Genomic DNA, 25,425 nt, shown 5'->3' on the forward strand with positions numbered 1-25,425 from the left:
CTGCGGTACAATTTCTAACGATTTGCAAAAAACATTGGCGAGGCTTCACCTATTATATCAGAGCTCTGACTTTTAACGCCTTGACTTAATTAATGAAATATTGCTTTTATTAGCATTGATAATTTCGATGAAATTATCAATTAAAGCAAAGGAAATGAATATGTTAAAAGTTATTGCTGAATTTTTCATAAAAGAAGATGCTATTGATGTGGTTTTGCCATATTTTAAACAGCTCGTTGATGAAACTCGTAAAGAGCCACTTTGTATTTCGTATAATCTTTGCATAGACCAAGAAGATAAAAGCCATTTTATTTTCATCGAACAATGGCCAGATAAAAATGCATTGGATATTCATAGTGCAAGCGAGCATTTTCAAAAATTAGTACCGCTTATCGATATGCATAAGAAGCAAGATGCACGGATCATCTTAATGGATGAGCTTAATCTGTAACAACTTATTCCTAAAGCTAAAACATGGAGAAACTAAATAATTTTATTGCTTTTAGCTCATACCCTTCAACTTTTGGGTTGGAATGAATAAATTTAAATAATGCGCTCTGCATTTGAGTGGATTTCAAAGCTTTGTCCACGCGCTCTTGCGATAACCGTAAGATTAGCAGCCTTGCCTATGCGCAAGGCTTCAGCCGTTGGCGCTGAAATGCCAATAACAACACCGCTACCAGCAATTGCAGCTTTTTGAATAATCTCAACGGACAAACGGCTAGTGACAACAATTGCCCCAGCGCCAATATCAACTCCCTGCAGAAGCAAAGTGCCTATAAGCTTATCAACGGCATTATGGCGGCCAATATCTTCACAAATTTCCAGTAATCCCTGCCCTGCAACATAAAAACCGGCAGCATGGGCACAGCGGGTGAGTTGATTTAATTTTTGCCCCAAATTCAAAAGTCCAACAGCGTCACAAATATCGCTTGCTGTAAGCGAAATTTCACCTTTATACTGAGGTACAATGCGCATTGCAGCTTCAATAGATTCAACACCGCATAGGCCACAACCAACAGGGCCTGCCATATGGCGACGACGTTTTAAAAAAGCAGTTCGCGGCCGCTCATCTAATCGCAATTGAATATCAACACCATCATCAAGTTGGATAATATTAATTTCATCAATTTCATCAATATGCGAAATAATGTTTTCAGTTAAACTAAAACCAACAGCAAATTCTGCCAAATCATCGGGGGTTGCCATCATTACTGCATGGGTCGTGCCGTCATAACTTACAGCTACGGCTATTTCTTCGGCAATGGCAACCTCAATTGGCTGTTTCACGCCATTTTCCACCCGTGTGACACAGTCCATACGGTTAACCGGCGCGCCCACCAGCTCGGAATAAATGGGTATTTTCTTCTTCAATTTATTAAATCCAAATTATTTTTTGGCCAACATAGCAAAATAGCTATTTGAAAACAAACAGCTATTTAAATCAAATGCATATGGCTAAACAGTAGCCTTTGTCAATTTACTTTTTCCGCCTTAAAGGACGGATCACAATCTGGACAACAAGCAGCATAAAAACGCGTTTTGTCTGTTTTACCAATGCCGGGATTAAAACTATTGGTTGGATCAAGCTTCATGTAATGATTGGCAAGGGCTGGCTTTGCCTTATAAAGATGGCCAACATTATGCTCTGCTGGATATTCCGCGCCGCGTTTATCAAGCACTTCCAGCATTTTCGCTTTTAATGCTTTAACATCAACACCTTTTTTGACCACATAATCTTGATGCAGCACATGGCAGAAAAAATGGCCGTAATAAGCCTTTTGCTCAATTTGCGCATCAATTTCTGGAGGCAAGCGCTCAAACCAATCATCATCATTGCGCCGCAAGGCGATATCAAGTGCTAAGACATCTTCTGATGTTTTGGGGTGAACCAGCGCATAGCGAATAACAGCGCCAGCTGCAACAAAGCGATTAAGCATTGCCTTTTTGCCTTCATCCGCATCGCATAAAAACCAACCAGATCCAACAGTTTCATTTAGCAAAGCTTCAGTCTGCTGCGCCAGTTTGCTCGAAACTTTTAAAATAAGATGATGTTCATATTGATTGCGATAATCAAGCATACGCTTTGGCATAACATCTGGCACAAGCTGCGTCGCTAATTGAATCATACGGTCTGATAGATTTACCGGCAAAAACGATAAATGCTCAAGTCTTGTATCAAGTGATTTTTTAAAGGCAAAAAAGCCCGGCAAGCGTTTAGTGCCAAGCTTATGAATCATAAGCAATGTATCCTTGCCATATTTATGCGAGATATCAAAACAATCTCGATGCATATATTCACCGCTTATCGGCAATTCATCAAATTCACTTAGCATACGGCGGCGCAAAACGGTTAAATCATTGGTATCATTGGTACCAATATAATAGATTTTACTGTTTTCTTCTTTCGCAAAACTATCAAGGCGTACAGCAAAAACCGCTATTTTACCTGCAGAACCTGCAGCTTCAAAAAGCCCTGAGGGATCAGCATTAAACCTTGCAGGGGTTGCCGCATCCACCTCACGCACTTTTTGGCTATATTCATGATTGGAAGCCGCGCCAACATCATAGCTAACCCATGCTGGATCGATCACCTTATTATCAAGCTTGGTCAAGATTTCTTCTGCAGTTTCACCAAGATCAATGCCTAAATGATTAACAAGTTGTAACTCGCCTTTTTCATCAATTTGCGCATATAGCGATAATTCCGTATAAGCTGGCCCTCTTTTTACCAAAGCACCGCCAGAATTATTACAAATACCACCAATGATAGATGCACCAATACAAGACGAGCCAATTACCGAATGGGGCTCGCGATTAAAGCTGCTTAAAATATCCTCAAGTTTATAAAGAGTGCCACCTGGTTGACTGATAATTTGCTTGCCCTCATCCAACACATAAATATGATCAAGGCGAAGGGTGGAAATAATTGCGACATCGCGCTCATAACTGCCTTTAGGGGTTGATCCTTCCGTAAGGCCCGTATTAGATGCCTGCATAATGATAATGAAATCATTGGTAACCAATATTTTTAAACACTGCCATAATTCTGTTAATGAGCCAGGGATAATGACTAGCTTTGCATCGCCTTCGCCTGAGCGGAAGCCCTTGCGATAACGCTCGGTTTGATTTGCATCGGTTAAGCAATGCTTTTCACCAACAATACCTTTAATACTAGCAATAACAGAATTATCGGTCATGTTGAGCCTCCCTAAATCAAGTAAACCATTTTCTTTCAGCTCTAATGCATTTTTCATTATAAGTAAAACATTTAAAACTAAGCCGTTATATTAAAACGATTAATATGATAAAACCCATAAGACTTGTTTGTTGGATATTGGCATGCCTTGGCTAACTTTAATAAAAACGCTATAGTTGTATTTAGAACGAAGCTAAATAGCCTGTAAAGGAAAAGACAATGGCAAAATTTGTCCATAGCATGATCCGCGTCCTTGAAGAAAAGCGATCAGTTGATTTTTACCAAAAAGCATTCAATTTAAAGGTTGCAGAAAAAATAGAATTTGACGACTTTACATTAATTTACTTGAGCAATGAAGAAAATAGTTTTGAATTGGAATTAACAGTCAATAAAGGCCGAACCGAGCCTTATAATCTTGGTGATGGCTATGGCCATGCAGCTTTTGTCGTTGATGATATTGATGCCACTCACGCCCAATTTGAACGTGATGGCTTTGCCCCACGTAAATTGGTGCAATTAGATCAACAGGGTAAAAAAGTTGCACGTTTTTTCTTTGTGGCCGACCCCGATGGCTACCAAATTGAAGTTATTGAAAAAGGTGGCCGCTTTGGTTAGTTTTTTTAATACTTAGCATTATAATTTACCAAATCACGAACAAAGTTCTTTTAGCTATTTTAGTTAAAATCTATTTTATAATAAAACCGCAATATTGGTGACTTATAATAGTTTAACTTTCGCGATGAATTAAAGGAAAAACTATGTTTAAAGTTGGCGATATTGTAAAGCTTAAATCAGGTGGCCCTGCCATGACCGCCCAAAAGGTTGATGGCGGCAAGGCAACCTGTATTTGGTTTAAAGATGATAGACTTAAAACGGCAGTTTTTCGCAAAGATACTGTTGAATTGGTCAATCCGGTTGAAAAAACAGACAAAGTAAAAGCTGACCTTTTACCTGTTTTCAAAACACCACCAATTATTGCAAAGGGCGATGAAACAAACAAAAAGGCTGTAAAGTCTAAAACTGCCAAGCCCAAAACAGCCGCAGCAGGTGCTATGTCTTCTGACCATAAAGATGAAGAGTAATTAAAATAAAAGGTGCAGTTTATAAGATTGCACCTTTTATTTTTTTGCTACGCGAATGGGGCGCAATATTTCGATTTAAAGCTCAGCCTCAAAAGACATCACTTGTCTATCGGGTAAAAATTGGCCAATGCGTTTAATTTCCCAATGCAGGTCAATACTGCAATTGGCAAATACTTTTTGGCGTACTGTTTCACCCAATAATTCAAGGTCATAGGCGGTTGCATTGCCAACATTAATCATAAAGTTGCAATGCATGGGCGACATTTGTGCGCCGCCAATTTGTAAACCACGGCACCCTGCCTCATCAATAACTTTCCAAGCTGACGTGCCATCAGGATTACGAAATGTTGAGCCACCAGTTTTTTCTCGCACCGGCTGCACATTTTCGCGATGTTGAATAACCTCGTCACGCGCCGCCATAATATCAGCTTCATTGGCTTGATAACCCGAAAATACCGCAGAGGTAAAAATAAGATCATCGGCAATAGCAATATGACGATAAGAAAAGCCCATATCAGCCGCTTTAATAATATGCTTATTACCTTGCCGATCTAACGCATGGGCTTCCACCAAACGCTCTGCCGTCTCAATACCATTGGCACCCGCATTCATCCGTAAAGCGCCGCCAATGCTGCCGGGGATACCAAAATAAAAATGAAAGCCCCCTATTTTCGCGTTAAGTGCAGCAGTAGCCAAGCTTTTATCCGACGCCGCCGACCCCGCAACCAATTGTCCAACATCATTCATGACAACATTGCCAAAACCTTTGGCGGAAAGGCGAACAACAACGCCTTTTATACCACCATCACGCACCATCAAATTAGAGCCAATACCAACGATGGTTAATGGAATATGTTCTGGCAATGATTGTAGTAAAACTGCCAAATCGTCTTCATCTGCGGGTTGAAAAAATACCTCAGCAGGGCCACCGGTGCGAAACCATGTAACCTTGCTCATATCAGCATTGGCCTGTAAACGACCCCGCAATTGGTCAATTGGCAATTGTTTTAAAAGTGCTTCACCATCAATTGCTTGATATATTGTCATTTATAAAACCAATCAACAAATGTTTTAAGCCAATTTTTGCAATTCTTGCGGCACTTGATAAGCCCATTGCGTAATATTACCAGCACCCAAAAACACCACAAAATCACCGGGCTTGGCAATATCCTTAATCATAGTTGGTAAATCTTCAACACCGCTCACAAAGCGTGCATCACGGTGACCTGCAGTTTTAATTCGCTCAACAAGGCTTTGCGCCGATACACCTTCGATTGGTTCTTCGCCTGCGGCATAAACTGGTGCCACAACAACACGATCGGCATCATTAAATCCAGTGGCAAAATCATCGAACAAATCATGCAAACGCGAAAAACGATGCGGTTGTACAATCGCAATGACATTACCTTTAGTTGCCTCACGCGCGGCTTTTAACACCGCTTTAATTTCCACTGGATGGTGACCATAATCATCAAAAAATTCAATTCCATTCCAGCTTCCGCTATGGGTAAAGCGGCGCTTTACTCCACCAAAAGCAGCCAATCCTTTAGCAATTGCTGTATCCGTCACGCCAAGCTCATGGGCAACAGCAATAGCCGCAGTCGCATTTGATACATTATGAAGCCCTGGCATTGGCAAAACAAGATCCTTCATCTCAACCGTTTCGCCCGTTTTACGGTTACGAATAATCACATCAAAATGCGAATTTGCACCTTCCATATGATGATTAAGAAAGCGTACATCTGCCTGCGGATTGTTGCCGTAAGTAATAATGCGGCGATCATCAATGCGGCTAACCATAGTTTGAACTTCAGGATGGTCAAGACACATAACACCAAAGCCATAAAATGGTACATTTTCAACAAATTGGCGGAAGGCTTCGCGCACCGCATCAAAACTGCCATAATGGTCAAGATGTTCTGGGTCAATATTGGTAACAACCGCAATATCAGCTGGCAATTTTAAAAATGTGCCATCACTTTCGTCGGCTTCCACCACCATCCAATCACCTTCACCCATGCGGGCATTAGTGCCATAAGCATTGATGATACCACCATTGATTACGGTTGGATCATAACCACCAGCGTCAAGCAATGTCGCAACCATTGATGTGGTTGTAGTTTTGCCATGGGTACCACCTATCGCGACAGCTTGGCGAAAACGCATGAGTTCGGCCAGCATTTCTGCACGGCGCACTATTGGTAATAGGCGTTCACGTGCTGCCATATATTCAGGGTTGGTCTTTTTAATCGCGGTGGAAACAACGACAACTTCCGCATCACCAAGATTGTTTCCATCATGGCCGATGAAAACCTTAATGCCTTTTTCACGCAAACGTATAACATTAGCATTATCACTTTGATCCGAGCCCTGCACTTGATAGCCGAGATTATGCAACACCTCGGCAATGCCACTCATACCTATACCGCCAATACCGATAAAATGAATAAGGCCAATATTAAGCGGCATTTTCATGCTTGTTCTCCAATTTGCTTGTCTGTTGATCAATTTCTTTTTGTTTTATCTCAGCGATTGTCTTTTTTGCAATTAAGCCTTCAGCCAAATCAGCTAAACTTTGCGTTGCCTGTACACGTCCTGCTTGATGTGCTGCAGCTGCCATCGTTACCATTAGCTTTGGATCATCAAGTGCGCCCGTTATAATTTCAGCCATAACATCTGCATCAATATTCTTTTGCGCTAATACCTTAACGCCGCCAGATGTTGCAAGGGATGCGGCATTTTCTGCCTGATCATGATCAAGTGCATAAGGATAAGGCACCAATAAAGCTGGCCTGCCGATAGCGGCAATTTCTGCAACTGTCGATGCGCCAGAACGCGCTATTATAAATTGAGCATTAGCAATACGCTCTGCCATATTATCAAAAAAGCTAGCAATTTCAGCTTTTATGCCCAAATCAGCATATGCTTGCGTTACCGCTTCAATATCTTGTGGTCGCGCTTGTTGCGTCACTAAAATAGAATTACGCTTAGTTTCATCAATAAGCTTTAAGGCTTGCGGCAAAATTTCAGAAAAAAAGCTTGCACCTTGACTACCACCAAAAACAAGTAAATTAAAAGGCGCACCAGCTTCAACTGCTTTATAAGGTAGTTTGGCAGCATCTATTACCGCTGGCCGCACGGGATTACCGGTTACAATAATCTTTGAGGCAAATTCACCTTCTTGGGTTAAAAAACCACCGGCAATTGCCGTGACCTTGCCTGCTAAAAAGCGATTTGCTCGCCCCATGACCGCGTTTTGCTCATGAATAAGAGTTGGAATTCCCATGGAAGATGCAGCATAAAGTGGAGGAAGTGTTGGATAACCGCCAAAACCACAAACCAAAACCGGCTTTAAGCTATGTAATAATTTACGCGATTGCCGCACGCCCTTGAGCAATTGCCAAAGCGTTTTAATAATGGCAATTGGATTTTTACCCTTGATAGTAGCAGAATTAATAACATGGACATGATCTGCATCAAAAAAACTAACGAAGCGTTGTGCACGACCATCGGTTAAAAGATGCACGTCATAGCCACGCATTTGTAGCTCTGCCCCTAAAGCTTCAGCCGGAAATAAATGGCCACCAGTGCCCCCTGCTGCTAAAACAATTTTGCCTTTTGTCATCTTATCATGCTACCGTTTTTGATAAATTCATTCGTGAGTAATATTGTGACATACGCGCTTCTGGACGCTTTCTGGTTAATGCCAATAAAAAGCCCATAGTAATACCAATCGCTACAAGAGACGAACCACCATAAGAAATAAATGGCAAGGTCATACCTTTGGGTGGCATAAGATGCAAGTTCACCGCAATATTAATAATCGATTGCACGCCAAACAACATTGCTATACCAGCAATTGCAAAGCAAGTGAATTTATCTTGTTCTTTTGAAGCAATATAAAGTGAACGGATCACGATAAAGCCAAATAAGGCAACAATAAGAACACACAGAATAATTCCGTATTCTTCCGCCGCAACAGAAAAAACAAAGTCCGTATGCGCATCAGGCACAATCCGCTTTACTGTACCTTCGCCAGGTCCCTGCCCAAACCAACCACCATTAATAATTGCTTCGCGCCCCACATCAACCTGAAAAGTATCACCTTCGCCATGCAAAAAAGCATCAATTCGCTCACGTACGTGATGAAGAAGCATATAAGCACCAAAACCGCCGAAAATAGCAAGGGCAATAAAGAAAAGTACCACGATCCATGGAATACCAGCAAGGAAGAACAATCCTCCCCATGCGGCAGTAATAAGAATCGTTTGGCCAACATCGGGCTCACGCACTAATAATGTCGCAGTTATAATAAAAAGCGCAATTGCTGATGTGTAACCAGGTATTTTATTTTTTTCACCATGCTGAGCAAAAAGCCAAGCTGAAACAACAACAAAGGCTGGCTTCATAAATTCTGATGGCTGAATGGTCACACCAAGCATTGAAATCCAACGCTTCGAACCTTTGATCTCTATACCTATAACCAACACAGCCACCAATAGCACTAATGAGATACCAAGCAAAACAATCGCTGCACGGCGTACATTATAGGGCGAGAAAAAGGATATGGTGATCATCACAACGAAAGCGGGGACGATATATTTTATATGCAATTTTACAAAATGAAAACTGTCGGCAATACCGATGCGGCTTGCAATTGCTGGACTTGCGGCAAAGGATAAGAACACGCCAAGTCCCATCAACATCAGACAGGCGGCAAGAATTGAGCGGTCAATGGTCCACCACCAATTTGCAACTGCTCCACGATCAACGCGACTGACCATGCTATTGCTTCCTTTTTCTTTGGGTCTTTTGTTGCTTTATATTACAAACAACAAAAATCAGATTGCCACTTTTCCCAGATTTTTTTTAAATTAGGAAATTTTATTGCAGCATAAACGCAAAGAAATAGAGAATAGTTAATATTTTTAAAAATTTTGGTTAAGCACAATTATTTTTTAATTAGCGCAATATTGTATTTTGCACTAAATCTCTAAAAGCATCACCCCGTGCACTATAATTTGCAAATTGGTCAAAGCTTGCACAAGCAGGTGACAATAAAACAGCTGCTATTGCATCTGAGCCACTTTGCGCCTCTATTTCAGCTTTAGCAAGTGAAGCATCAAGGGAGGCCTGCTCTATAGCTTTTTCAAGGGTTTTGCTCATTACCACATCTATGTTATCGCCAATAGTTTGCGCAAATCCTGTTGCCGCTTCGCCGATTAAATAGACTTTGCGAATTTTCGGGAAAAATTCCTTTAAGGATGAAATTCCACCTTCTTTAGCAACGCCCCCTGCAATCCAATAAATATGATCAAAGGTTGATAGGGCTGGTGCTGTCGCCTCGGCATTGGTTGCCTTGCTATCATTGATAAAGACAACATGATCTTTACGGCCCACCTCTTCCATACGATGGGCAAGCCCTTTAAAAGTTAAAATCGCAGCTGCCAATTTTTTTTCGTCAACACCGATTGCTACACATGTAGCCAAAGCAGCAAGGGCATTTTGCGCATTATGAACGCCGCGCAAAGAAACAATGCCGATCAGATTGGTAATTTTTTGTTGTTCTTTATGGCCAGCTCTCAATATATTGCCATTTTCTGCAAACCAACCATTGTCAATGTGCCGCTTGGTTGAAAATGGTATCAACTTATTTTGACGCTCCAAAACGCGAATAGCGATTTTTTCGCAAAAAATATCATCAATTGAAACAACGGCAATATTTGAACCTTTTATCAATCGTTCTTTAACTGCAGCATAATGTTCAAAAGTACCATGACGATCAATATGATCCGGAGTGAGATTTAACAAAATACCAATGGTGGGATTAATTGAGGGCGTAAGATCTATTTGATATGATGAACACTCAATGACATAGCAACGCTTTTTTTCAAAAGGCTCAAGCGATAAAATTGCGGTGCCAATATTGCCACCCATTTGCACATCATAGCCAGCTTCTTGAAGCAAGTGCGCAATAAGTGCCGTTGTGGTTGATTTACCATTAGTACCAGTAATGGCAATAAACGGACAATCTTGCGATGATAAATGATTGCGCAATAAAAATGCATTGCGCTCGCGCACAAATAATTCAATATCGCCAATAATTTCAATATTGTTTGCTTTAGCTATTTGCGCTGACCAATGGGGCTGAGGATGGGTTAGTGGTACACCGGGCGCGAGAATAAGCGCCTTTATCTCACTCCAATCAATGAAATGTAAGTCAGCTGTTGTAATACCCTCTTGTTTTGCCCGTTCAACACTTGCAAGATTGTCATCAAAAGCAATAACCTTGCTGCCCCCAGCAATCAAAGCTTTAGCAGTTGCAATACCAGAGCCACCAAGACCGAAAAGGGCTACTTTTTCACCTTTAAAACTAGAAACCGTAATCATGAAAACCCCATTTGATATGATTTTGATTAAACTACGCTTATCGCAATTTTAATGTAGCAAGGCCAATTAAGGCAAGAACAATAGATATTATCCAAAAACGGATAACCACTTGGCTTTCAGTCCAACCTTTTTTTTCAAAATGGTGATGGATAGGTGCCATCAAGAAAACCCGCTTGCCGGTTAGTTTAAATGAGCCAACCTGAATAATAACCGATAGAGCTTCCATAACAAACACACCACCAATAATCACCAAGACAATTTCATGCTTTGTGGCAACCGCAATGGCACCAAGCATACCGCCAAGCGCAAGCGAACCAGTATCACCCATAAAAATGGCAGCAGGTGGCGCATTAAACCACAAGAATCCAAGACCTGCACCGATCACCGCCCCTAACAGCACTGCAAGTTCGCCAGTACCAGGCACATAATGAATCTGCAAATAACTAGCAAAGCCAGCATTACCCGATAAATAAGCAATCAAAGCAAAGGATGCGGCTGCAACCATCACTGGTACGGTAGCAAGCCCATCTAACCCATCAGTAAAATTGACGGCATTGCCAGTGCCCACCATGACAAGGGCTGCAAAAGGAATAAAGAACCAACCAAGATTGAGCATGTAACTAACAAAAGGAAAGGCAAGACCACTGCTACCCGCACGCATAATGACATAGGCAGCAATTGCGGCAATCAACGCTTCGAGACTCAACCGCGCTTTGCCAGAAAACCCCTTTTCCGTCTGCTTGGTAACTTTCAAATAATCATCATAAAAGCCAATAAGGCCAAAGGAAAGCATGACCAGCAACACTGTCCAAAAATAGACATTATGTAAATTGCCCCACAACAATGATGATACGACAACGCCAGTCAATATCATCAAACCGCCCATGGTAGGGGTACCAGCTTTTTTGAAGTGAGTTTGCGGTCCGTCAGCACGAATAGGCTGACCGCGCCCTTGTCGCAGACGCAAGGCTGCAATAATGCTAGGGCCAAATAAAAATACGATCATTGCCGATGTTAAGGTGGCCGCACCCGTTCTAAACGAAATATACCGGAAGACGCCAAGACCTGGAATTCTACGCAATCCTTCTGGAAGCCAATCAGGCAAATTCATCAAAAAATCAGGCAAATACATAAACATGGCGGCGGCCTTTATTAAACAACCGATTGAATGCAAACGGCAATAATATGGTTATAAATCTTGTGACGAATGAAAAAACTCATTCGTCTTTGACAATGTCATATAATAAAAGTGGTTAATTTTTATTATCAAAAGCATTTTTAATTAAGGGATAGCAATGCTTGAACGATTTTTGCAGAACCAATGCCGTTAGATGATTTTATCATAATGACATCATCGCCCTGAAGCTCGGCTAAAACAAGCGGCTGTAATTGTGCAATAGTTTCTTGCCAAATAACTTTTTGAGAGAGCGTGGCACTTACCTCACCATTATTTTCATGTTCGAACTTCTCGGCTAAGGCTTTCATCTCACTACCAACCAGAAAAACTACATCAACCTTGGCATCTTTAATCGGCACGAATAAATCTTCATGAGATTTCTGCGAAAAACGCCCTAATTCCAACATATCGCCAAGCACGGCAATGCGCCTGCCCTGATTTTTAGGTTGGCAATTTTTGAGCAATAATAATGCTGCCCGCATCGAGGTAGGGTTAGCATTATAGCTTTCATCAATAAGGGTAATTAAATCACCATTGGCATTTTTTAAAATATGCCGCGCACCGCGCCCACTCTCAGCTTGTAAAGAGCCAAGCGATTGACCAACCTTTATAAGATCAAGCTTCAAAAGATCACATATTGCAATCACTGCCAGCATATTTTGTACGATATGACGACCGGGTACGCCAATAGTAAGCGATAAGCTTTTCTTTGGTGTCTCTATAGTAATATCAGAATTTTGGGCGTTTAAAGTGACTTCACGCAATTGGTAATCAGCTTTTTTATTTTCGCCAAAACTTAAAATTGAGCTAATGCCAGTTTGTTTCGCTTTATCAACAAGATAAGCGCCAAGATCGTCATCTATGTTGATAAGTGCATTACCACCTTGAATAATGCCTTCAAATATTTCCGCTTTAGCATCAGCAATTGCTTCAAGTGAAGAAAAATACCCCATATGGGCCGCACCAATTCGCGTAATTAATGCAATATGCGGCTTTACCAATTTTACCAAAGGCCTAATTTCATTTTCATGATTCATGCCAATTTCAAAAATGCCAAAATCAATATTTTGCGGCATTCTTGCTAAGGTTAGCGGTACCCCCCAATGATTATTAAAAGATGCAGGATTGGCGTGAACACTGCCAAAACCACTTAACACATGACGCAAAGCTTCTTTGGTGGTGGTTTTTCCCACCGACCCAGTAATGGCAATAATTTTTGCTTTGCTGCGCAAGCGGGCAGCCTCGCCTAATCGCTCCAAGGCTTTTAAAACATTATCAACAATTAAAAGCGGTTTTTGAAATTCTTTGGCCAATAATTGCATATCTTGGCTATGCGGTTCATCAACTACTAAAATCGTTGCACCATTTTCAAATGCGCCTTTGGCAAAATCATGACCATCAAACTTATCGCCCGCAATAGCAAAAAAAGCATCACCCTTTTGCAAACTGCGGCTATCAATGGAAATACCAAAAATATCATTTGAAAATTCGCCAAAAACGCTGCCGCCAATCGCTTCATAAAAAGCTTCTTTACTCCAAAGCGGTGCATTCAATTCTTGCGTGCCATTCGATTCTTGTGTCAATGTGGAATTCATCGGCTACGAGCCTCCAATGCGGCATGGACTTCGGCATGATCTGAAAAAGGCAATACCTTACTACCAATAATTTGCCCCTCTTCATGCCCCTTACCCGCAATAATCAGTGTGTCCCCTGCCCCCATAAGAGCCACCCCTTCACGGATAGCTGCGCGACGATCACCAATTTCGATAGCATTGGTTGCGCCTTTCAGTATTTGCCGACGAATATCATCGGGATTCTCCGAGCGCGGATTATCATCGGTAACAATGACAATATCAGCAAGATTACTGGCAATTTCACCCATAATCGCTCTTTTACCCTTATCGCGATCACCACCACAGCCAAAAACAACAATGACTTTACCTTTGGTGAAAGGACGCACAGATTTTAAAACATTATCCATAGCGTCGGGCTTATGGGCGTAATCAACATAAACCGCACCACCATCGCTGGTTGTACCGACAAGATCGAGCCGACCCGGTGCGCCTTTAACACGCTCCAATGCACGAAAAACTGCCGCACCCGGTACACCCGTCGCAATGGCGATACCTGCCGCAACAAGGGCATTGGCTATTTGGAAGTCACCCGCTAATGGCAATAAAATTTCATAAATTTCATTGTCATATTCAATTTCGGCATATTGGCGATAACGTTCATGTTCTACCCGCTTAATGCGGATGAATGAACCTTTGCGCCCAACGGTTAAAACCTTGCGTTTGGCGCGAACCACATGTTCAATAGCTTTTTCGGAATATTTATTATCAGCATAGATAATGGCTGGCGCATCCATGGGGAGTAACGTATTAAACAACCGCATTTTTGCGTTAAAATATTCTTCTAAATTGGCATGATAATCCAAATGATCGCGGCCAAGATTGGTAAAGGCGGCAGCACTTAAACGAACGCCATCCAAACGCCTTTGATCAATACCATGCGAAGATGCCTCCATCGCAAGATGCGTTACGCCTTCGTCATTAAGCTCTTGTAAAACGCGGTGCAATTCAACCGGACCCGGTGTAGTCAGAGCTGCATAGCGGCTAATTTTAGGAGAAAAAACACCAACAGTGCCAATGCTTGCACCGGCAAAACCTGTATCCCACCAAATTTGTCGCAACAGCGAAACAACGGAAGTCTTACCACTCGTACCGGTTACTGCAGTAATAACTTCCGGTTGGCGTGGATAAAAACGCGAAGCAGCCATGGCCAATGCATGGCGCACATCGTCAACTTCAAAAAAAGGAATGGGAATTTTAGCACTTTGGCTACGCTTTTCACTAATAACCGCGCTAGCACCATGCTTAATGGCATCACTAATAAATTGCTGGCCATCTCCTGCATTGCCTTTTAAAGCAAAAAACACATAACCTGGCAAAACTTCGCGAGAGTCAGCTGTAAGGCCAGTGATATTAATTGTTGGAGAAATATCTCTACTGCCTAACAAATCTGCGAGCTTCATATTCTGCCCTTTCCCAAAATGGCTTCTGCGTAAAGCAGGATTTAATTATCCTATAGTGCCTATATCTTAAAATCAAAAAACTGCACCTTATAAGCACTTTAAATCACTATTTTTACCTAGCCAATCTTTATATTATTGCTCAGAACTACCCAAAATACGCCCAAAAGGCATAATTCCATTACCATTATCTGTCAGTTTATATTATCAATATAAACATATAGCAGCATTTCATTACTATAATCTAGTGCATTTTTCACTTATGTTTAATTGTAAAAACACTCTAGATATTTGGTTTTTGTATCTTTACCATTCACCATCAGTATTACTTGAATATTGGCAATCAGCGGATCTAACCAACTGCTTTTATTGTCATTTCTATAAATACATTTAATGTTTTTTGTGTCTTAGTCAGGTAAATTGCCTGAAACATCACCTGCCGCGAGGATCGGCGCGCTTTCTTCCATAAAATCTGGCGAAATTCCTAAGAACGAAGCTGATCGTGTAATAATATTTGCCGCCATTGGTCCAGCATTTAGACCAGCAGTCGCGGTAAATTTACCTTCTTCTGGTTGCGGTTCGTCAATAATTGTTAGCACCATATAGGTTGGATCATCCATTGGAAAAGCAGCAAGGAAAGAATTAAAGCGCTTATTCTTGGAATATTTACCGTTTACAACCTTTTCAGCCGTGCCCGTTTTACCGCCAACACGATAGCCTTTTACGGCTGCACGACGTCCCGAACCAATATCGGCATTCAGCTTATAAAGGTAACGCATATCACGGCTTGTTTCATCGCTAACCACTTTAGTCGAATGCTCAAGCGCCTCTGCTTGATTGCGCTTCAAGAAGGTTGGCTCAATCAAATGGCCACCATTCATTAAAGCTGAAGCACCAACTGCAGTTTGCAGGGGCGTCGTCATCATTCCATGTCCAAAAGCAATGGTCATAGAATGAACTTTTTTCCATGTGCGTGGTTCAACAGGACGCGCCACTTCTGGTAATTCGGTTGTCATGCGATCTAAAAGACCTAAACGCTTCAAGAATGCACGGTGCCCCTCGATACCAACCGTATCGGCTTCACGACCTGAACCAATATTGGACGAATAGATAAATACTTCCCATAAAGCGAGTGGGCGATATTTACCGTGGAAATCGCGAATGGTTTGGTGACCAAAACGCAAAGGCTTTGATGCATCAATCATCGAATTTAAACGAAACTTGCCTGAATCAAGCGCCATGGCAGTGGTGAAACTTTTAATGGTTGATCCCATTTCAAAGGTACCGGCGGTCATGCGGTTAAGCCGATCTTTTTCCAAAGCATTGACTGGATTATTCGGATCAAAATCAGGCATAGAGGCCAAAGCAATAACCTCGCCCGTTTTAACGTTTAATACAACCGCACCTGCGGCAATCGCCTTATATCGTTCCATCGCCTGTACAAGTTCATCGCGCACGATTGATTGCACGCGAATATCAATTGAAAGCTTAACTGGCTCCAATGACGATGGATCAGCAAGCCCAGCCGCACGCAAATCACTAAGACCAGCATTGTCGATATATTTTTCCATACCGGCAATACCCTGATTGTCGATATTAACTAAGCCTAAAATGTGCGATGCAGCAGGTCCTGATGGATAAAAGCGCCGCGTTTCCATTCTAAAACCTACACCAGGAATGCCAAGTGCCATAATGTCTGATTTTTGCCGCGGTGTTAATCCACGTTCAATCCAAGCAAAACCAGTATCACGACGCAATTTTTTATAGGTAGTTTCCCAATTAAGGTTTGGCAAAACCGTTGATAAAAGTTCAATCGTTTCATTGGCATCAATTATGCGACGTGGCTCAGCAAAAAGCGAATAGGTTTTAATGTCAGTGGCGAGCAATACCCCATTACGATCTACAATATCAGGCCGCGATGTCATATCAAGCTGGGCAGGACCACGCGCTTCTTCTATCTCACCACCTTGTTGACCATAAAGGTAAAGCTTCCCGCCAATAACCGCATAGACCCCCATAAAACAGGCAGCAACAAAAAACATGCGACGACTGGTGCGCTTCGCATCAGATGCATGTTTTTCTAAAACTTCAAACTTAGTTAAAGGAGCTTTTTTCCGAAACAAGAAATTGGTTAATTTCATGGCTTTACACTCCCAGTCTTTATCGTGTCGCTGTTTTGACCAAGTTCCCCAGCTAGTAATTCTTCACTATTCATGATGAGCTTTTCAATTTCGTCAGGCAAGCGTTCTGGAATATCATTTGGCTTAACGATCTGACGCGGTTCAATTGTTGCCAAATTTAGTCCATCCTTATATTGCTCGGCAAGTCGCATCATACGAGTAGGGGTTGTCATCATTGCCCATTCTGCTTTTAACAAAGCAAGCGTATCTTTTTCAGCACTAATTTGTCGCTCGATACGACGCACTTCAGCATAGCGCTTTAACGCATCATATTTTACCTTATAAGTTATGGCTGCAGCCAAGACCATAATAGCAACCATTATAATATGAGATGTGCGAAAAACAGTCATCGCGAATGTCCTTTTAGTGGCGCAAGATCTGCAAGCTGAAAAATGGCCATATCGTTATCATAGGCAGGATTATCGGTGCGCACCCCGACCCGTAATTTTGCTGATCGCGAACGCGGATTTATATCAATTTCCGCTTCACTTGCTGCCATTGCACCTTTAAACAACGGTTCAAATGAGGGCAAAAGATCCAAACTATTAGGCATATGGCGCGACTGTGGCCGTTTACCTGAACGATCGGCAAAGAAGCGCTTTACCATACGATCTTCTAGCGAATGGAAAGTAACGACAGCCAACTTGCCACCTGGCTTTAAGATTTGCTCTGCCCCCAATAAGGCTTTTGCAAGTTCACCAAGTTCATCATTAACATAAATACGAAGGGCCTGAAAAACGCGAGTAGCTGGATGAATGGCATTAGGTTTACGTCCAATTGACGCTTCAATCGCCTTTGCCAAATCACCCGTGCGCGTAAAAGGCGTTGTCTCGCGTCTTGCCTCGATCATACGTGCAATCCGGCCTGCTTGGCGTTCTTCTCCCAAAAATCCAAAAATACGCGCAAGATCACCGGCCTTTAAACGGTTAACCACATCGGCAGCACTTACGCCTTTTTGTGACATACGCATATCAAGCGGCCCATCTTTTTGAAAAGAAAATCCGCGTTCGGCTTCGTCTATCTGCATCGATGAAACACCAATATCAAGAACGACCGCATCGACCTTTTTGTCAACAACTTGTGCGATATTAGAAAAAGCCGTTTCAATCAACCTAAGCCGTCCATTATATTGATCTAGCAATGTTTTTGCACCAGCAATGGCATTTGGATCACGGTCAAGCGCTATGACATTTGCGCCTTTTTCTAAAAAGCCACGCGAATAACCTCCTGCTCCAAAGGTACCATCAACAATAGTCGTCCCTTCAAGTGGGGCTACACTATCGCAAACTTCCTTTAGCATTACAGGTATGTGACGCTCATAACCTTCAGTCATCTTTTGCCTTCATTGCTTTTTAAACCCATACAACCATGAGGGAGACCTCTCCAAGCTGATTTGGTTACATTTTGCGCCATTATGCTTAACGAATTATTAGAAAGACCGTGAAAAATGTTAATTTAAAAAATTAATTAGTGAATTCTTTATCATTCATGACATCATTTTTTATAAAGCAACTAAATTTTGCATTTTCTATATAGAAAATTGAGCAAAAAAGCCTAAAAATTTGATGTGATTGCAGCTTACCTAAAACACTTTAGGAGGCTGGCATAGATAAGGGTTAAGTATAATTATGGGGCTGACACCTGACTTTATATAAGTTAGGGTCTCTTTATGTATGTAAATCATTGTAAACTAACAAGAAATAAGCAGTTCGAGCTTATGAAATACTTCATTGCGGGTTCAACCGCTAGAACAGCTGCTGATTTGGCTGGTATTCATCGCAATACAGCTGTACGCTTTTTTCATAAATTGCGATGTTCAATTGCCGTAAAACAACAGGAACGTGCGGAACAATTTGCGGGTGAAATCGAATTAGATGAAAGTTATTTTGGAGATCATAGCAAAGGCATGCGCGGTCGAGGAGCCGCAGGTAAAGTTGCTGTCTTTGGTATTTTTAAGCGAGGTGGTCAAGTTTATACACAAATCATCTTGCATGCTAAAACAGATACGCTTATGCCTATAATCCGCCAGAAAATCGTACCTGACAGCATTGTTTATACAGATTGTTGGCGAGGATATAATGCGCTTGATGTTTCAGAATTTAAACATTTCCGCATTAATCATTCAATCTTATTTGCGAATGAAAAGAACCATATTAATGGCATTGAAAATTTTTGGAACCAAGCCAAACGACATATGAGAAAGTTTAACGGAGTTCCAAAAGAGCATTTCAATCTATTCTTGAAAGAATGTGAATGGCGCTTTAATATCGGTACACCTAAACAGTTGCTAGATGATCTTAAAATCATCCTTAAATCACAATCTTAGGTGTCAGCCCCATAATTATTTCATCCAACTTGACAATACTTTAATCAAGTTCTGTGTTGGTCGATAGTTAAAATGCCATTCACACTCTTTTAAGTAGAGGTGAAAGTGCTCTTTTGGGATGCCATTAAAGCGACCCATATGCCGCTTGGCTTGGCTCCCGAATGCTCGATCCCATTGATATGGTTGTGCTCATCCACAAAGGCTTTTGCCCAAAGGTTTTAAATGCTTGACCCGATCATGGTAAAACTCAGTCACATCAAGAACATCATAGGCAGAAAAGCTTATCGTGATAAACAATGGAATCTGGCTTAATTGATTGCCTAATAATCGGTAAAGCATTTCAGTACGGGCATTTGGTATAGGAAACGCATGAACTTTTCCATTGCGTTTTAAAATTCGAATATGGGTGTGTCCCCGCCAGCTTCACGTCTTCTTTTGCCTTCACGCACAGCACCCAAATAACTCTCATCAAGTTCAATTTCACTACACATAAGTTCAGGCGTTTCCTGTTCAAGGCGGAAAGCTATTTCCTCTTGCAGCTTGTGGAAATAAAGGGCAGCTGTGTTCCTGTTTATTCTTGATAAAACGGCAGCAGAACGAGCCATTGAACCGGTTACGAAATACTCGAGAAGTTCAAATTTTTTACGTAAAAAGGCGACATTCACGCCGTCACTTATCCATCTGATAGCAACAGCTTTTTTAGCTATCTATGCCAGCGACTAAAAATATCCACGGCATTGGAACCAGTTGCCGCTACCTCGCAAAGGGATATAGAAGCGAAGGGGCGGTTTGCCGCCCCTTTCGTCATTTTAAAACATAAAAATTTTGATTATTGAAACTTATAAATTATCGCAGATTAGAAATGTAATTTCAAGAATGCTTTTTGATGAAATAAAATGACAGAAGATCGGCTATTCATTATCAAAATTTAATTTTTCTCAAAAACGTTGGTTATAATTTGCCTTAAACTTTCAAAGTTGAACTACCAATTACGATACCCCCGCATGAAGTCGTACAACCGGTATATGCAACTTGCTTACCATTAATAGTAAGAGATGACGTTCCCTGCGTAATAACACCACCGCAAGCACAACTATCGCCAATACATGCAATTGGTTTTGGATCAGATATAGCTGCTTGTCCGCTAATTACAACATTATCACCATGAATTGGACATTGATGGAGATCGCCAACCCGCACAACTTCTTTTGCCACGTTAACCCCTTTAATGTTTTTGCTTTAAGATTGCATCTATTAGTTGAGCGAAGAATAATTCAGAATTTTTTATAAAGCTTTTCACTCGTTTTTCAGGTGATAATTTTGTATCAATCAACACAGCCGCCCATGGAAAAACAGGACTTCGCTCAAAAGCAAATCCAAAATATAATGAAGCTAAGCCATAAAGAATACTTTCTCTTGTTGGTAAACCAATATTTTCAGCACGTTTTAAATTAGTTTCTAATGTTACGCTGCGCGCCTCTAGTGACAATATTTCCCATTTTCTGGGAAATAATTCTTCTGCAATTGCCTCTAGATATACTTTTTTTTGGTTTTCTGATCTTTCAACCGTATTATTCCATGTGTGATAATAATCATCAATATATTTCATCTTTTCTTCAAAGTTTGTCCAATCTTCTTGAAATATGGGGAGATTAATATCAATTTGATCTAAAAATGCATGAATACGGTTAAAATAAAGTTCTTCATTATCATCCCAATTGGCAGCTTTACGTAAATCTATATATTGAGGGTCAATATCAAAAAAGAAGCCAAAATATCCAATAGGTATCATATAATACCAAATTTCTCGCTCCGTCTTGCCATTCCAATATTCTGCACGTTTCATAGAATCTAAAGCAAGGTGCTCAATTTGCTCTTTAGTCATCGTAGATGCTAAAACTGGAAAAGATTTATGCCAAAAATCAACTGATCTGTGTTGAAAATATTTTAGTTGGTCTTGTTTAAAAAGTTCTTTTAAATTTTTCCCTGTCTTGAGAGCGATTTCATCGTTGTATTCATCATCATAATAATTATTATTATCCATGAGAAGCATCTTTCTTTTTAGAAATGACTTTTTTTTCAATTAATAAATTACTGAGTTCCTTAGTTATATTATTATCTAGATTAAAGGCCACGTCACGAAGATCGCCATTCACAATAGAACTAAAATGGATAATTTCAGAATTATAAAAATCAAAATAAAAAACGATACCCACATATTCAAGAAATTTACATTTATCCTTTTCTCCAAGATCTTTCCAAAAACTATCAAAAAAACGTGGATGAAAATATCGAAAGTAAGATCGTTGTTTCTCAAAATGAATATAAAGAAAGCTGCGTAAGGTCGGTAAAATTTCAGAAAAACTATTATCTGAAATTATAAAAAGTCCCCATGTAGAAAGCGATTTTTGTTTAAATAGCCATTCGGAAAAGGTTGTTATAGCTTCATCCTTGTCGGCTTCAATAAAACTTAAATCAATAAGATAAGGTGCAAGCTCAATTAAATCCTTCTCTCGCCTTGGAACCATTGCCCACTGCAACACAGGGTATTTTGACAATGCTGAAACCATGTTACTCGTCATTCCTTGAAGAGACATACCAGCTTCAATAAGACCAAGGAGATGATAATTTGAACGTGCCTCATAAAGCTGGTGGCAAATACTCTTTAAAAAAGTCGATTGGGCGGTTAGATTTTCAATCGTCATCATTTTTCCCAACCGTTTAAAATGAGGATGGACAGATCATTTTTTGGCCGATAATTCTGTGCCTTGATTTCAAATTGTGTAGAGCTAATTTTTTTGACATCATCACCACAAAAACTAATTAGATTGTCTGGCTTTCCCTTATCAACAACAAGGCGAAAATCTTTAATTGTTCCTCCAGCCCAATTCCCACCAGTTGTTAGAATATAGCCAATATTTGTCAAAAAAACACTTTTGTATCCTAGCTTTATTTTCTTTTTTATTGCTGATTTAGTAGTTTCATCAAGGCAATAAGCTTTACTATAGTCGAGAGTACCGTCCAGCAAAAATTCGATAGGCTGTGGAACACCAGTACCAACCATTGGCTTGTAGGTATGACGTACCTTCACTGTATTTCCTGCGGGAAAGGTTTGATCCCAGTAAAATGCATGAGTAACAAATGCACTATCCTCATCATATTCATCTATATATTTTGATTTCAATCTCTCTAATTCAGCACCGCGTGCAACTTTTTTATGATAATTTGTAGTAACTACCCTATCATTTACCCACACATGAAAATTAATATTACCATCAGCCAGGTCTCTTTGCGCATTCAAAATTCGAGAATCTACGATCACAAGAGGCGGCAAGGGGAAAAAAACTGTAGTTTTAATATCTTTATCTATTTTATTTTTAAAAACATAATTTACTTCAATCTTGTCTTCAGAAATATATAAATCTTCTGAAAGCATTTCTATATTTTCATTTTTTTTTAATTCAATCCCCCCAGCCGCGAAATAACCTTCAGTATCATTGGCCAATGTATTAAGTGGATAAGCTAAAAATAACGATATAAAATATATCATCACTTTTTTATAATTTAATAACACCATATTATTTCCTTAAATAAATACATTGCGAAATTATGATAAAAGATACTTTATTTTAATCTAAATGACGCTCTCATTCTCATTAATTTTTCCTCCATGCTTTTTTACCCACCATGTATCTGTTAAATCGTATTGTTCTTCACATGGTTCGTAATCTTTTGGCACAACAAATGCTTTTACTAATGATGAACTGTAAGTACTAATTTTTACACGATCACCCTGATTGCCGCCGAGACCAAGATAAAAAATTCTATTGTTTCGTTTAATTGTACCTACAACAAATGTAACGTGCTGAAAGTTCTCCTTCTCTGTTGGGCCAGGTTTAAATAAAACCATTATGGCTCCCAAGCATGGTTTATTTTTATCTAATTTTTTTCCATAGTTTTGCCATGCTTGAGAAGAAATGGAAGTATACTCTAATGGTGTTATAAGTCCCTCATAGGGTTTGCCTGTTTTCATATTTATTGTTTCGGTTAAACACCACTGAATAAATGCTCCGCACCAAGCGGTATTATATGTTGTCTTATTCCTAGGAATGAGATCATAATTCGATCGCCTGAAAAATTCTAAAACTTTTAAACTACTTCCATGACTATCATATCCATTTTTTCCCTTATGGCTTAAATCCCCCTCAAAAGTTCCATCAGAAGCTTCATAGACCATCGCCGTAACCAACCAGTGCGGAAAATCACATTTTCCTTTTCCGGCAGAATGGCTAGCGCATTTAGAGTTATTATCTGGTTTTGTATTGCGTCCTCTTCCTGCAGCCTGTCTGGGTATTACCCCATACCTTTCCGCTGGTGAGCTTGAGCCAGTATTGTTGCCACTAGCTCCGATTGAGTTACCTGCTCCACCAGTCGAAGCGCAACCCGTTAAGAACAAGCAAAAAAAACATAACAAAATTATATTACGTAGTGTCATAATAAACTTTCAGCACTTGTTAAAATTAAGTTATTTTAAAAACTTAACAAACCCTCTAAGTATTTGATTGGTAGAAAGTAGTCGACATGATGACATGTAAATTGGATGCCATCCCCCATGATTTTCCCAATAATTGGTATAGTTTACTTCTATAAAACAATCTTTATCGGAAAAATTTTTTTTAATATCATCTTTTCGTGTATCCGCAATAATATTACAGATATTATTATCACAACTTTTTAGTAAAAATTTATTACTATTAATATTTTTATTATATTTTTTTATAAAGTTAGCTTTTTTAAGACCATTATCATAAACATATAAACTAACCTGATGCTCTATATTATTTTTTGGAATAAATCCATCAGCATATATTATTTCAAAATAATTATTATTACAAATATATGCCTTGATCCGTATCCAATCTCCATAATCAGCAAAATCGGATGACTGGTAATATGGAACTTTACAACCGGCTTTTAAGGTCATCGTAGTGTTACATTCACTTGATGTACACGATTTTAAGTCAGTATCTTTAATAAGATAAGCTGAGCCATCAAGGAAAGAAAAAGGGGGGGGGCCATCAAGCCCATAAATTTTATCTTCGGTCGCAAAAACATTGCTTGCTGTTAGCCATAAGAATACCATTAAAGATAATATAAATATATTCTTCATTTTAAATCATCTCTATCTTATTTTTCCTGCGGAGTTATCATCATCGTCATTGTAAAAATTTGTGTAAGAATTATTATCAAGCTTATAATCATCATCGCACGGTTTATAACCTTCAGGAATACAGAAAGTTACAAAACGATGAGCTGCACCATAATATTTAAATTTAACTTCATCATCTTGATTCCCACCAAGGCATAAATATTCTTCAATTATGGAGCCTATTTTTATTTTTTGGAACTTAAATGCTTTTTCATATCTTTCATAATATCTATCATCGATTTTTTTATTTCTTTTGCCCACAACAAATGTAACATGCTTACCACCTGGGCCCTTACTATCAGAAAAGACACTTTGGATTACCAAAATAGTGCCAAGGCATGGTTTAGTTTCTTTTCCATATTTTTCCCAAGCCGCAGCTTTATATGCAGATTTTATAGTGGGATAATTTTCTCCTTTTTTAGGATTTTTAGTTTGCACTAAGCACCAATTGACAAAACTTCCACACCATGCTGCACCGTCATCAAATGTTTTAAAGTTATTGTCTTTAGCAATACCTTCAAATTCTGATTCTTTATTAAACATTAATACAGCTTCACTTTCTCCTTCTTTTGTATACCCTTTTTGTCCAATGTAGCCCTTACCTCCTTCATGAAGACCTTCAAATGACCTAGCGACAGTTAACCAATCTGGCGAACTACAGTTATCGCCCGCCTTTCCCTTGTGAGCGCATGTTGCATTATCCGATGGTGAAGTATTCCTCCCATCATTTGCTGCTATTATAGCGGTCGATGTTATAAAGCTGTTGTCGCTTGTCGATATTATGGTATTATTTTTCGGATCATTAAGCTGCTCACTTCTCGCCATTATCTT

At 40.0% G+C, this 25,425-nt stretch carries 24 protein-coding genes and 1 pseudogene; 4 read left to right on the forward strand and 21 right to left on the reverse strand.

Annotation, left to right across the window (positions count from 1 at the left end; all coding sequences use genetic code 11):
• Nucleotides 1–160: 160 nt before the first annotated feature.
• Nucleotides 161–451, forward strand: a complete 291-nt coding sequence (locus H3299_RS09415) for a putative quinol monooxygenase (protein ID WP_182417421.1) — start codon at nt 161–163, stop codon at nt 449–451.
• Between the two features lie 92 nt (nt 452–543).
• Here the strand turns inward: H3299_RS09415 and fdhD are convergent, their stop codons facing one another.
• Nucleotides 544–1,374, reverse strand: coding sequence for a formate dehydrogenase accessory sulfurtransferase FdhD (gene fdhD, locus H3299_RS09420; RefSeq protein ID WP_182417422.1), 831 nt, complete (start codon nt 1,372–1,374; stop codon nt 544–546).
• Nucleotides 1,375–1,475: 101 nt separating this feature from the next.
• Nucleotides 1,476–3,200: a D-lactate dehydrogenase gene (dld, locus tag H3299_RS09425; RefSeq protein ID WP_182417423.1), complete on the reverse strand. Its 1,725-nt coding sequence runs from the start codon at nt 3,198–3,200 to the stop codon at nt 1,476–1,478.
• Nucleotides 3,201–3,418: 218 nt separating this feature from the next.
• On the opposite strand from dld, the gene H3299_RS09430 reads away from it, so the two are divergent.
• On the forward strand, nt 3,419–3,814 hold the full coding sequence (locus H3299_RS09430; RefSeq protein ID WP_182417424.1) for a VOC family protein: 396 nt from the start codon (nt 3,419–3,421) through the stop codon (nt 3,812–3,814).
• 143 nt (nt 3,815–3,957) lie between these two features.
• Nucleotides 3,958–4,281, forward strand: coding sequence for a YodC family protein (locus H3299_RS09435; RefSeq protein ID WP_182417425.1), 324 nt, complete (start codon nt 3,958–3,960; stop codon nt 4,279–4,281).
• 75 nt (nt 4,282–4,356) lie between these two features.
• Here the strand turns inward: H3299_RS09435 and murB are convergent, their stop codons facing one another.
• The 11 genes from murB to rsmH form a co-directional block, all read right to left on the reverse strand.
• Nucleotides 4,357–5,328, reverse strand: a complete 972-nt coding sequence (gene murB, locus H3299_RS09440; RefSeq protein ID WP_182417426.1) for a UDP-N-acetylmuramate dehydrogenase — start codon at nt 5,326–5,328, stop codon at nt 4,357–4,359.
• A gap of 24 nt (nt 5,329–5,352) precedes the next feature.
• Entirely contained in the window at nt 5,353–6,756 is a 1,404-nt protein-coding gene (gene murC, locus H3299_RS09445; protein ID WP_182417427.1) for a UDP-N-acetylmuramate--L-alanine ligase, read from the reverse strand.
• Nucleotides 6,740–7,906: an undecaprenyldiphospho-muramoylpentapeptide beta-N-acetylglucosaminyltransferase gene (gene murG, locus H3299_RS09450; protein WP_182417428.1), complete on the reverse strand. Its 1,167-nt coding sequence runs from the start codon at nt 7,904–7,906 to the stop codon at nt 6,740–6,742. Before murG ends, murC begins: the two co-directional genes overlap by 17 nt.
• A gap of 4 nt (nt 7,907–7,910) precedes the next feature.
• Nucleotides 7,911–9,065 carry a putative lipid II flippase FtsW gene (gene ftsW, locus H3299_RS09455; RefSeq protein ID WP_182417429.1) on the reverse strand — a complete coding sequence of 385 codons (1,155 nt, stop codon included), beginning with the start codon at nt 9,063–9,065 and terminating at the stop codon, nt 7,911–7,913.
• 178 nt (nt 9,066–9,243) lie between these two features.
• Nucleotides 9,244–10,671 (reverse strand): UDP-N-acetylmuramoyl-L-alanine--D-glutamate ligase, encoded by a 1,428-nt coding sequence (gene murD / locus H3299_RS09460; protein ID WP_182417430.1) that lies wholly within the window; start codon nt 10,669–10,671, stop codon nt 9,244–9,246.
• A 37-nt stretch (nt 10,672–10,708) separates the two neighbouring features.
• On the reverse strand, nt 10,709–11,782 hold the full coding sequence (mraY, locus tag H3299_RS09465) for a phospho-N-acetylmuramoyl-pentapeptide-transferase (RefSeq protein WP_182419726.1): 1,074 nt from the start codon (nt 11,780–11,782) through the stop codon (nt 10,709–10,711).
• A 167-nt stretch (nt 11,783–11,949) separates the two neighbouring features.
• Nucleotides 11,950–13,443, reverse strand: coding sequence for a UDP-N-acetylmuramoyl-tripeptide--D-alanyl-D-alanine ligase (murF, locus tag H3299_RS09470; protein ID WP_182417431.1), 1,494 nt, complete (start codon nt 13,441–13,443; stop codon nt 11,950–11,952).
• Nucleotides 13,440–14,882, reverse strand: a complete 1,443-nt coding sequence (locus tag H3299_RS09475; protein ID WP_182417432.1) for a UDP-N-acetylmuramoyl-L-alanyl-D-glutamate--2,6-diaminopimelate ligase — start codon at nt 14,880–14,882, stop codon at nt 13,440–13,442. The genes murF and H3299_RS09475 overlap by 4 nt, the downstream gene beginning before the upstream one ends.
• Before the next feature lie 404 nt (nt 14,883–15,286).
• A complete protein-coding gene (locus H3299_RS09480) occupies nt 15,287–17,020 on the reverse strand; it encodes a penicillin-binding protein 2 (RefSeq protein ID WP_182417433.1) in 1,734 nt (577 codons plus the stop codon).
• Nucleotides 17,017–17,409 (reverse strand): hypothetical protein, encoded by a 393-nt coding sequence (locus H3299_RS09485; protein WP_182417434.1) that lies wholly within the window; start codon nt 17,407–17,409, stop codon nt 17,017–17,019. Before H3299_RS09485 ends, H3299_RS09480 begins: the two co-directional genes overlap by 4 nt.
• Nucleotides 17,406–18,392: a 16S rRNA (cytosine(1402)-N(4))-methyltransferase RsmH gene (rsmH, locus tag H3299_RS09490; protein ID WP_182417435.1), complete on the reverse strand. Its 987-nt coding sequence runs from the start codon at nt 18,390–18,392 to the stop codon at nt 17,406–17,408. The genes H3299_RS09485 and rsmH overlap by 4 nt, the downstream gene beginning before the upstream one ends.
• Nucleotides 18,393–18,728: 336 nt before the next feature.
• Here rsmH and H3299_RS09495 point away from each other — a divergent pair, with 336 nt between their 5' ends.
• A complete protein-coding gene (locus H3299_RS09495; RefSeq protein WP_182417436.1) occupies nt 18,729–19,385 on the forward strand; it encodes an IS1595 family transposase in 657 nt (218 codons plus the stop codon).
• A gap of 15 nt (nt 19,386–19,400) precedes the next feature.
• Here H3299_RS09495 and H3299_RS09500 read toward each other — a convergent pair.
• From H3299_RS09500 to H3299_RS09535, 8 genes and pseudogenes are all read right to left on the reverse strand, one after another.
• A pseudogene (locus tag H3299_RS09500) lies at nt 19,401–20,050 on the reverse strand (IS1595 family transposase).
• A gap of 298 nt (nt 20,051–20,348) precedes the next feature.
• Entirely contained in the window at nt 20,349–20,600 is a 252-nt protein-coding gene (locus H3299_RS09505; protein ID WP_182417437.1) for a PAAR domain-containing protein, read from the reverse strand.
• A 10-nt stretch (nt 20,601–20,610) separates the two neighbouring features.
• Nucleotides 20,611–21,429, reverse strand: coding sequence for a hypothetical protein (locus H3299_RS09510; RefSeq protein ID WP_182417438.1), 819 nt, complete (start codon nt 21,427–21,429; stop codon nt 20,611–20,613).
• The gene (locus tag H3299_RS09515; protein ID WP_182417439.1) at nt 21,422–22,093 is read right to left on the reverse strand and encodes a DUF4123 domain-containing protein; all 672 of its coding nucleotides are present in this window, start codon (nt 22,091–22,093) and stop codon (nt 21,422–21,424) included. The genes H3299_RS09510 and H3299_RS09515 overlap by 8 nt, the downstream gene beginning before the upstream one ends.
• Nucleotides 22,090–22,962, reverse strand: coding sequence for a DUF4424 family protein (locus H3299_RS09520; protein ID WP_182417440.1), 873 nt, complete (start codon nt 22,960–22,962; stop codon nt 22,090–22,092). The genes H3299_RS09515 and H3299_RS09520 overlap by 4 nt, the downstream gene beginning before the upstream one ends.
• Nucleotides 22,963–23,019: 57 nt before the next feature.
• Entirely contained in the window at nt 23,020–23,880 is an 861-nt protein-coding gene (locus H3299_RS09525; RefSeq protein WP_182417441.1) for a hypothetical protein, read from the reverse strand.
• A 30-nt stretch (nt 23,881–23,910) separates the two neighbouring features.
• Nucleotides 23,911–24,555 carry a hypothetical protein gene (locus tag H3299_RS09530; RefSeq protein WP_182417442.1) on the reverse strand — a complete coding sequence of 215 codons (645 nt, stop codon included), beginning with the start codon at nt 24,553–24,555 and terminating at the stop codon, nt 23,911–23,913.
• A gap of 12 nt (nt 24,556–24,567) precedes the next feature.
• Nucleotides 24,568–25,419: a hypothetical protein gene (locus H3299_RS09535; RefSeq protein WP_182417443.1), complete on the reverse strand. Its 852-nt coding sequence runs from the start codon at nt 25,417–25,419 to the stop codon at nt 24,568–24,570.
• Between the last annotated feature and the right edge of the window lie 6 nt (nt 25,420–25,425).

The organism is Bartonella sp. HY038, assembly GCF_014117425.1.
Lineage (GTDB): Bacteria > Pseudomonadota > Alphaproteobacteria > Rhizobiales > Rhizobiaceae > HY038.

What these genes read in the sequence shown, in the direction of transcription:
- H3299_RS09415 (WP_182417421.1), top strand. Translation starts at nt 161, where the DNA reads ATGTTAAAAGTTATTGCTGAATTTTTCATAAAAGAAGATGCTATTGAT.
- dld (WP_182417423.1), bottom strand. Translation starts at nt 3,200, where the DNA reads ATGACCGATAATTCTGTTATTGCTAGTATTAAAGGTATTGTTGGTGAA.
- H3299_RS09430 (WP_182417424.1), top strand. Translation starts at nt 3,419, where the DNA reads ATGGCAAAATTTGTCCATAGCATGATCCGCGTCCTTGAAGAAAAGCGA.
- H3299_RS09435 (WP_182417425.1), top strand. Translation starts at nt 3,958, where the DNA reads ATGTTTAAAGTTGGCGATATTGTAAAGCTTAAATCAGGTGGCCCTGCC.
- murB (WP_182417426.1), bottom strand. Translation starts at nt 5,328, where the DNA reads ATGACAATATATCAAGCAATTGATGGTGAAGCACTTTTAAAACAATTG.
- murC (WP_182417427.1), bottom strand. Translation starts at nt 6,756, where the DNA reads ATGAAAATGCCGCTTAATATTGGCCTTATTCATTTTATCGGTATTGGC.
- murG (WP_182417428.1), bottom strand. Translation starts at nt 7,906, where the DNA reads ATGACAAAAGGCAAAATTGTTTTAGCAGCAGGGGGCACTGGTGGCCAT.
- ftsW (WP_182417429.1), bottom strand. Translation starts at nt 9,065, where the DNA reads ATGGTCAGTCGCGTTGATCGTGGAGCAGTTGCAAATTGGTGGTGGACC.
- murD (WP_182417430.1), bottom strand. Translation starts at nt 10,671, where the DNA reads ATGATTACGGTTTCTAGTTTTAAAGGTGAAAAAGTAGCCCTTTTCGGT.
- mraY (WP_182419726.1), bottom strand. Translation starts at nt 11,782, where the DNA reads ATGAATTTGCCTGATTGGCTTCCAGAAGGATTGCGTAGAATTCCAGGT.
- murF (WP_182417431.1), bottom strand. Translation starts at nt 13,443, where the DNA reads ATGAATTCCACATTGACACAAGAATCGAATGGCACGCAAGAATTGAAT.
- H3299_RS09475 (WP_182417432.1), bottom strand. Translation starts at nt 14,882, where the DNA reads ATGAAGCTCGCAGATTTGTTAGGCAGTAGAGATATTTCTCCAACAATT.
- H3299_RS09480 (WP_182417433.1), bottom strand. Translation starts at nt 17,020, where the DNA reads ATGAAATTAACCAATTTCTTGTTTCGGAAAAAAGCTCCTTTAACTAAG.
- H3299_RS09485 (WP_182417434.1), bottom strand. Translation starts at nt 17,409, where the DNA reads ATGACTGTTTTTCGCACATCTCATATTATAATGGTTGCTATTATGGTC.
- rsmH (WP_182417435.1), bottom strand. Translation starts at nt 18,392, where the DNA reads ATGACTGAAGGTTATGAGCGTCACATACCTGTAATGCTAAAGGAAGTT.
- H3299_RS09495 (WP_182417436.1), top strand. Translation starts at nt 18,729, where the DNA reads ATGTATGTAAATCATTGTAAACTAACAAGAAATAAGCAGTTCGAGCTT.
- H3299_RS09510 (WP_182417438.1), bottom strand. Translation starts at nt 21,429, where the DNA reads ATGGATAATAATAATTATTATGATGATGAATACAACGATGAAATCGCT.
- H3299_RS09515 (WP_182417439.1), bottom strand. Translation starts at nt 22,093, where the DNA reads ATGATGACGATTGAAAATCTAACCGCCCAATCGACTTTTTTAAAGAGT.
- H3299_RS09520 (WP_182417440.1), bottom strand. Translation starts at nt 22,962, where the DNA reads ATGGTGTTATTAAATTATAAAAAAGTGATGATATATTTTATATCGTTA.
- H3299_RS09525 (WP_182417441.1), bottom strand. Translation starts at nt 23,880, where the DNA reads ATGACACTACGTAATATAATTTTGTTATGTTTTTTTTGCTTGTTCTTA.
- H3299_RS09530 (WP_182417442.1), bottom strand. Translation starts at nt 24,555, where the DNA reads ATGAAGAATATATTTATATTATCTTTAATGGTATTCTTATGGCTAACA.
- H3299_RS09535 (WP_182417443.1), bottom strand. Translation starts at nt 25,419, where the DNA reads ATGGCGAGAAGTGAGCAGCTTAATGATCCGAAAAATAATACCATAATA.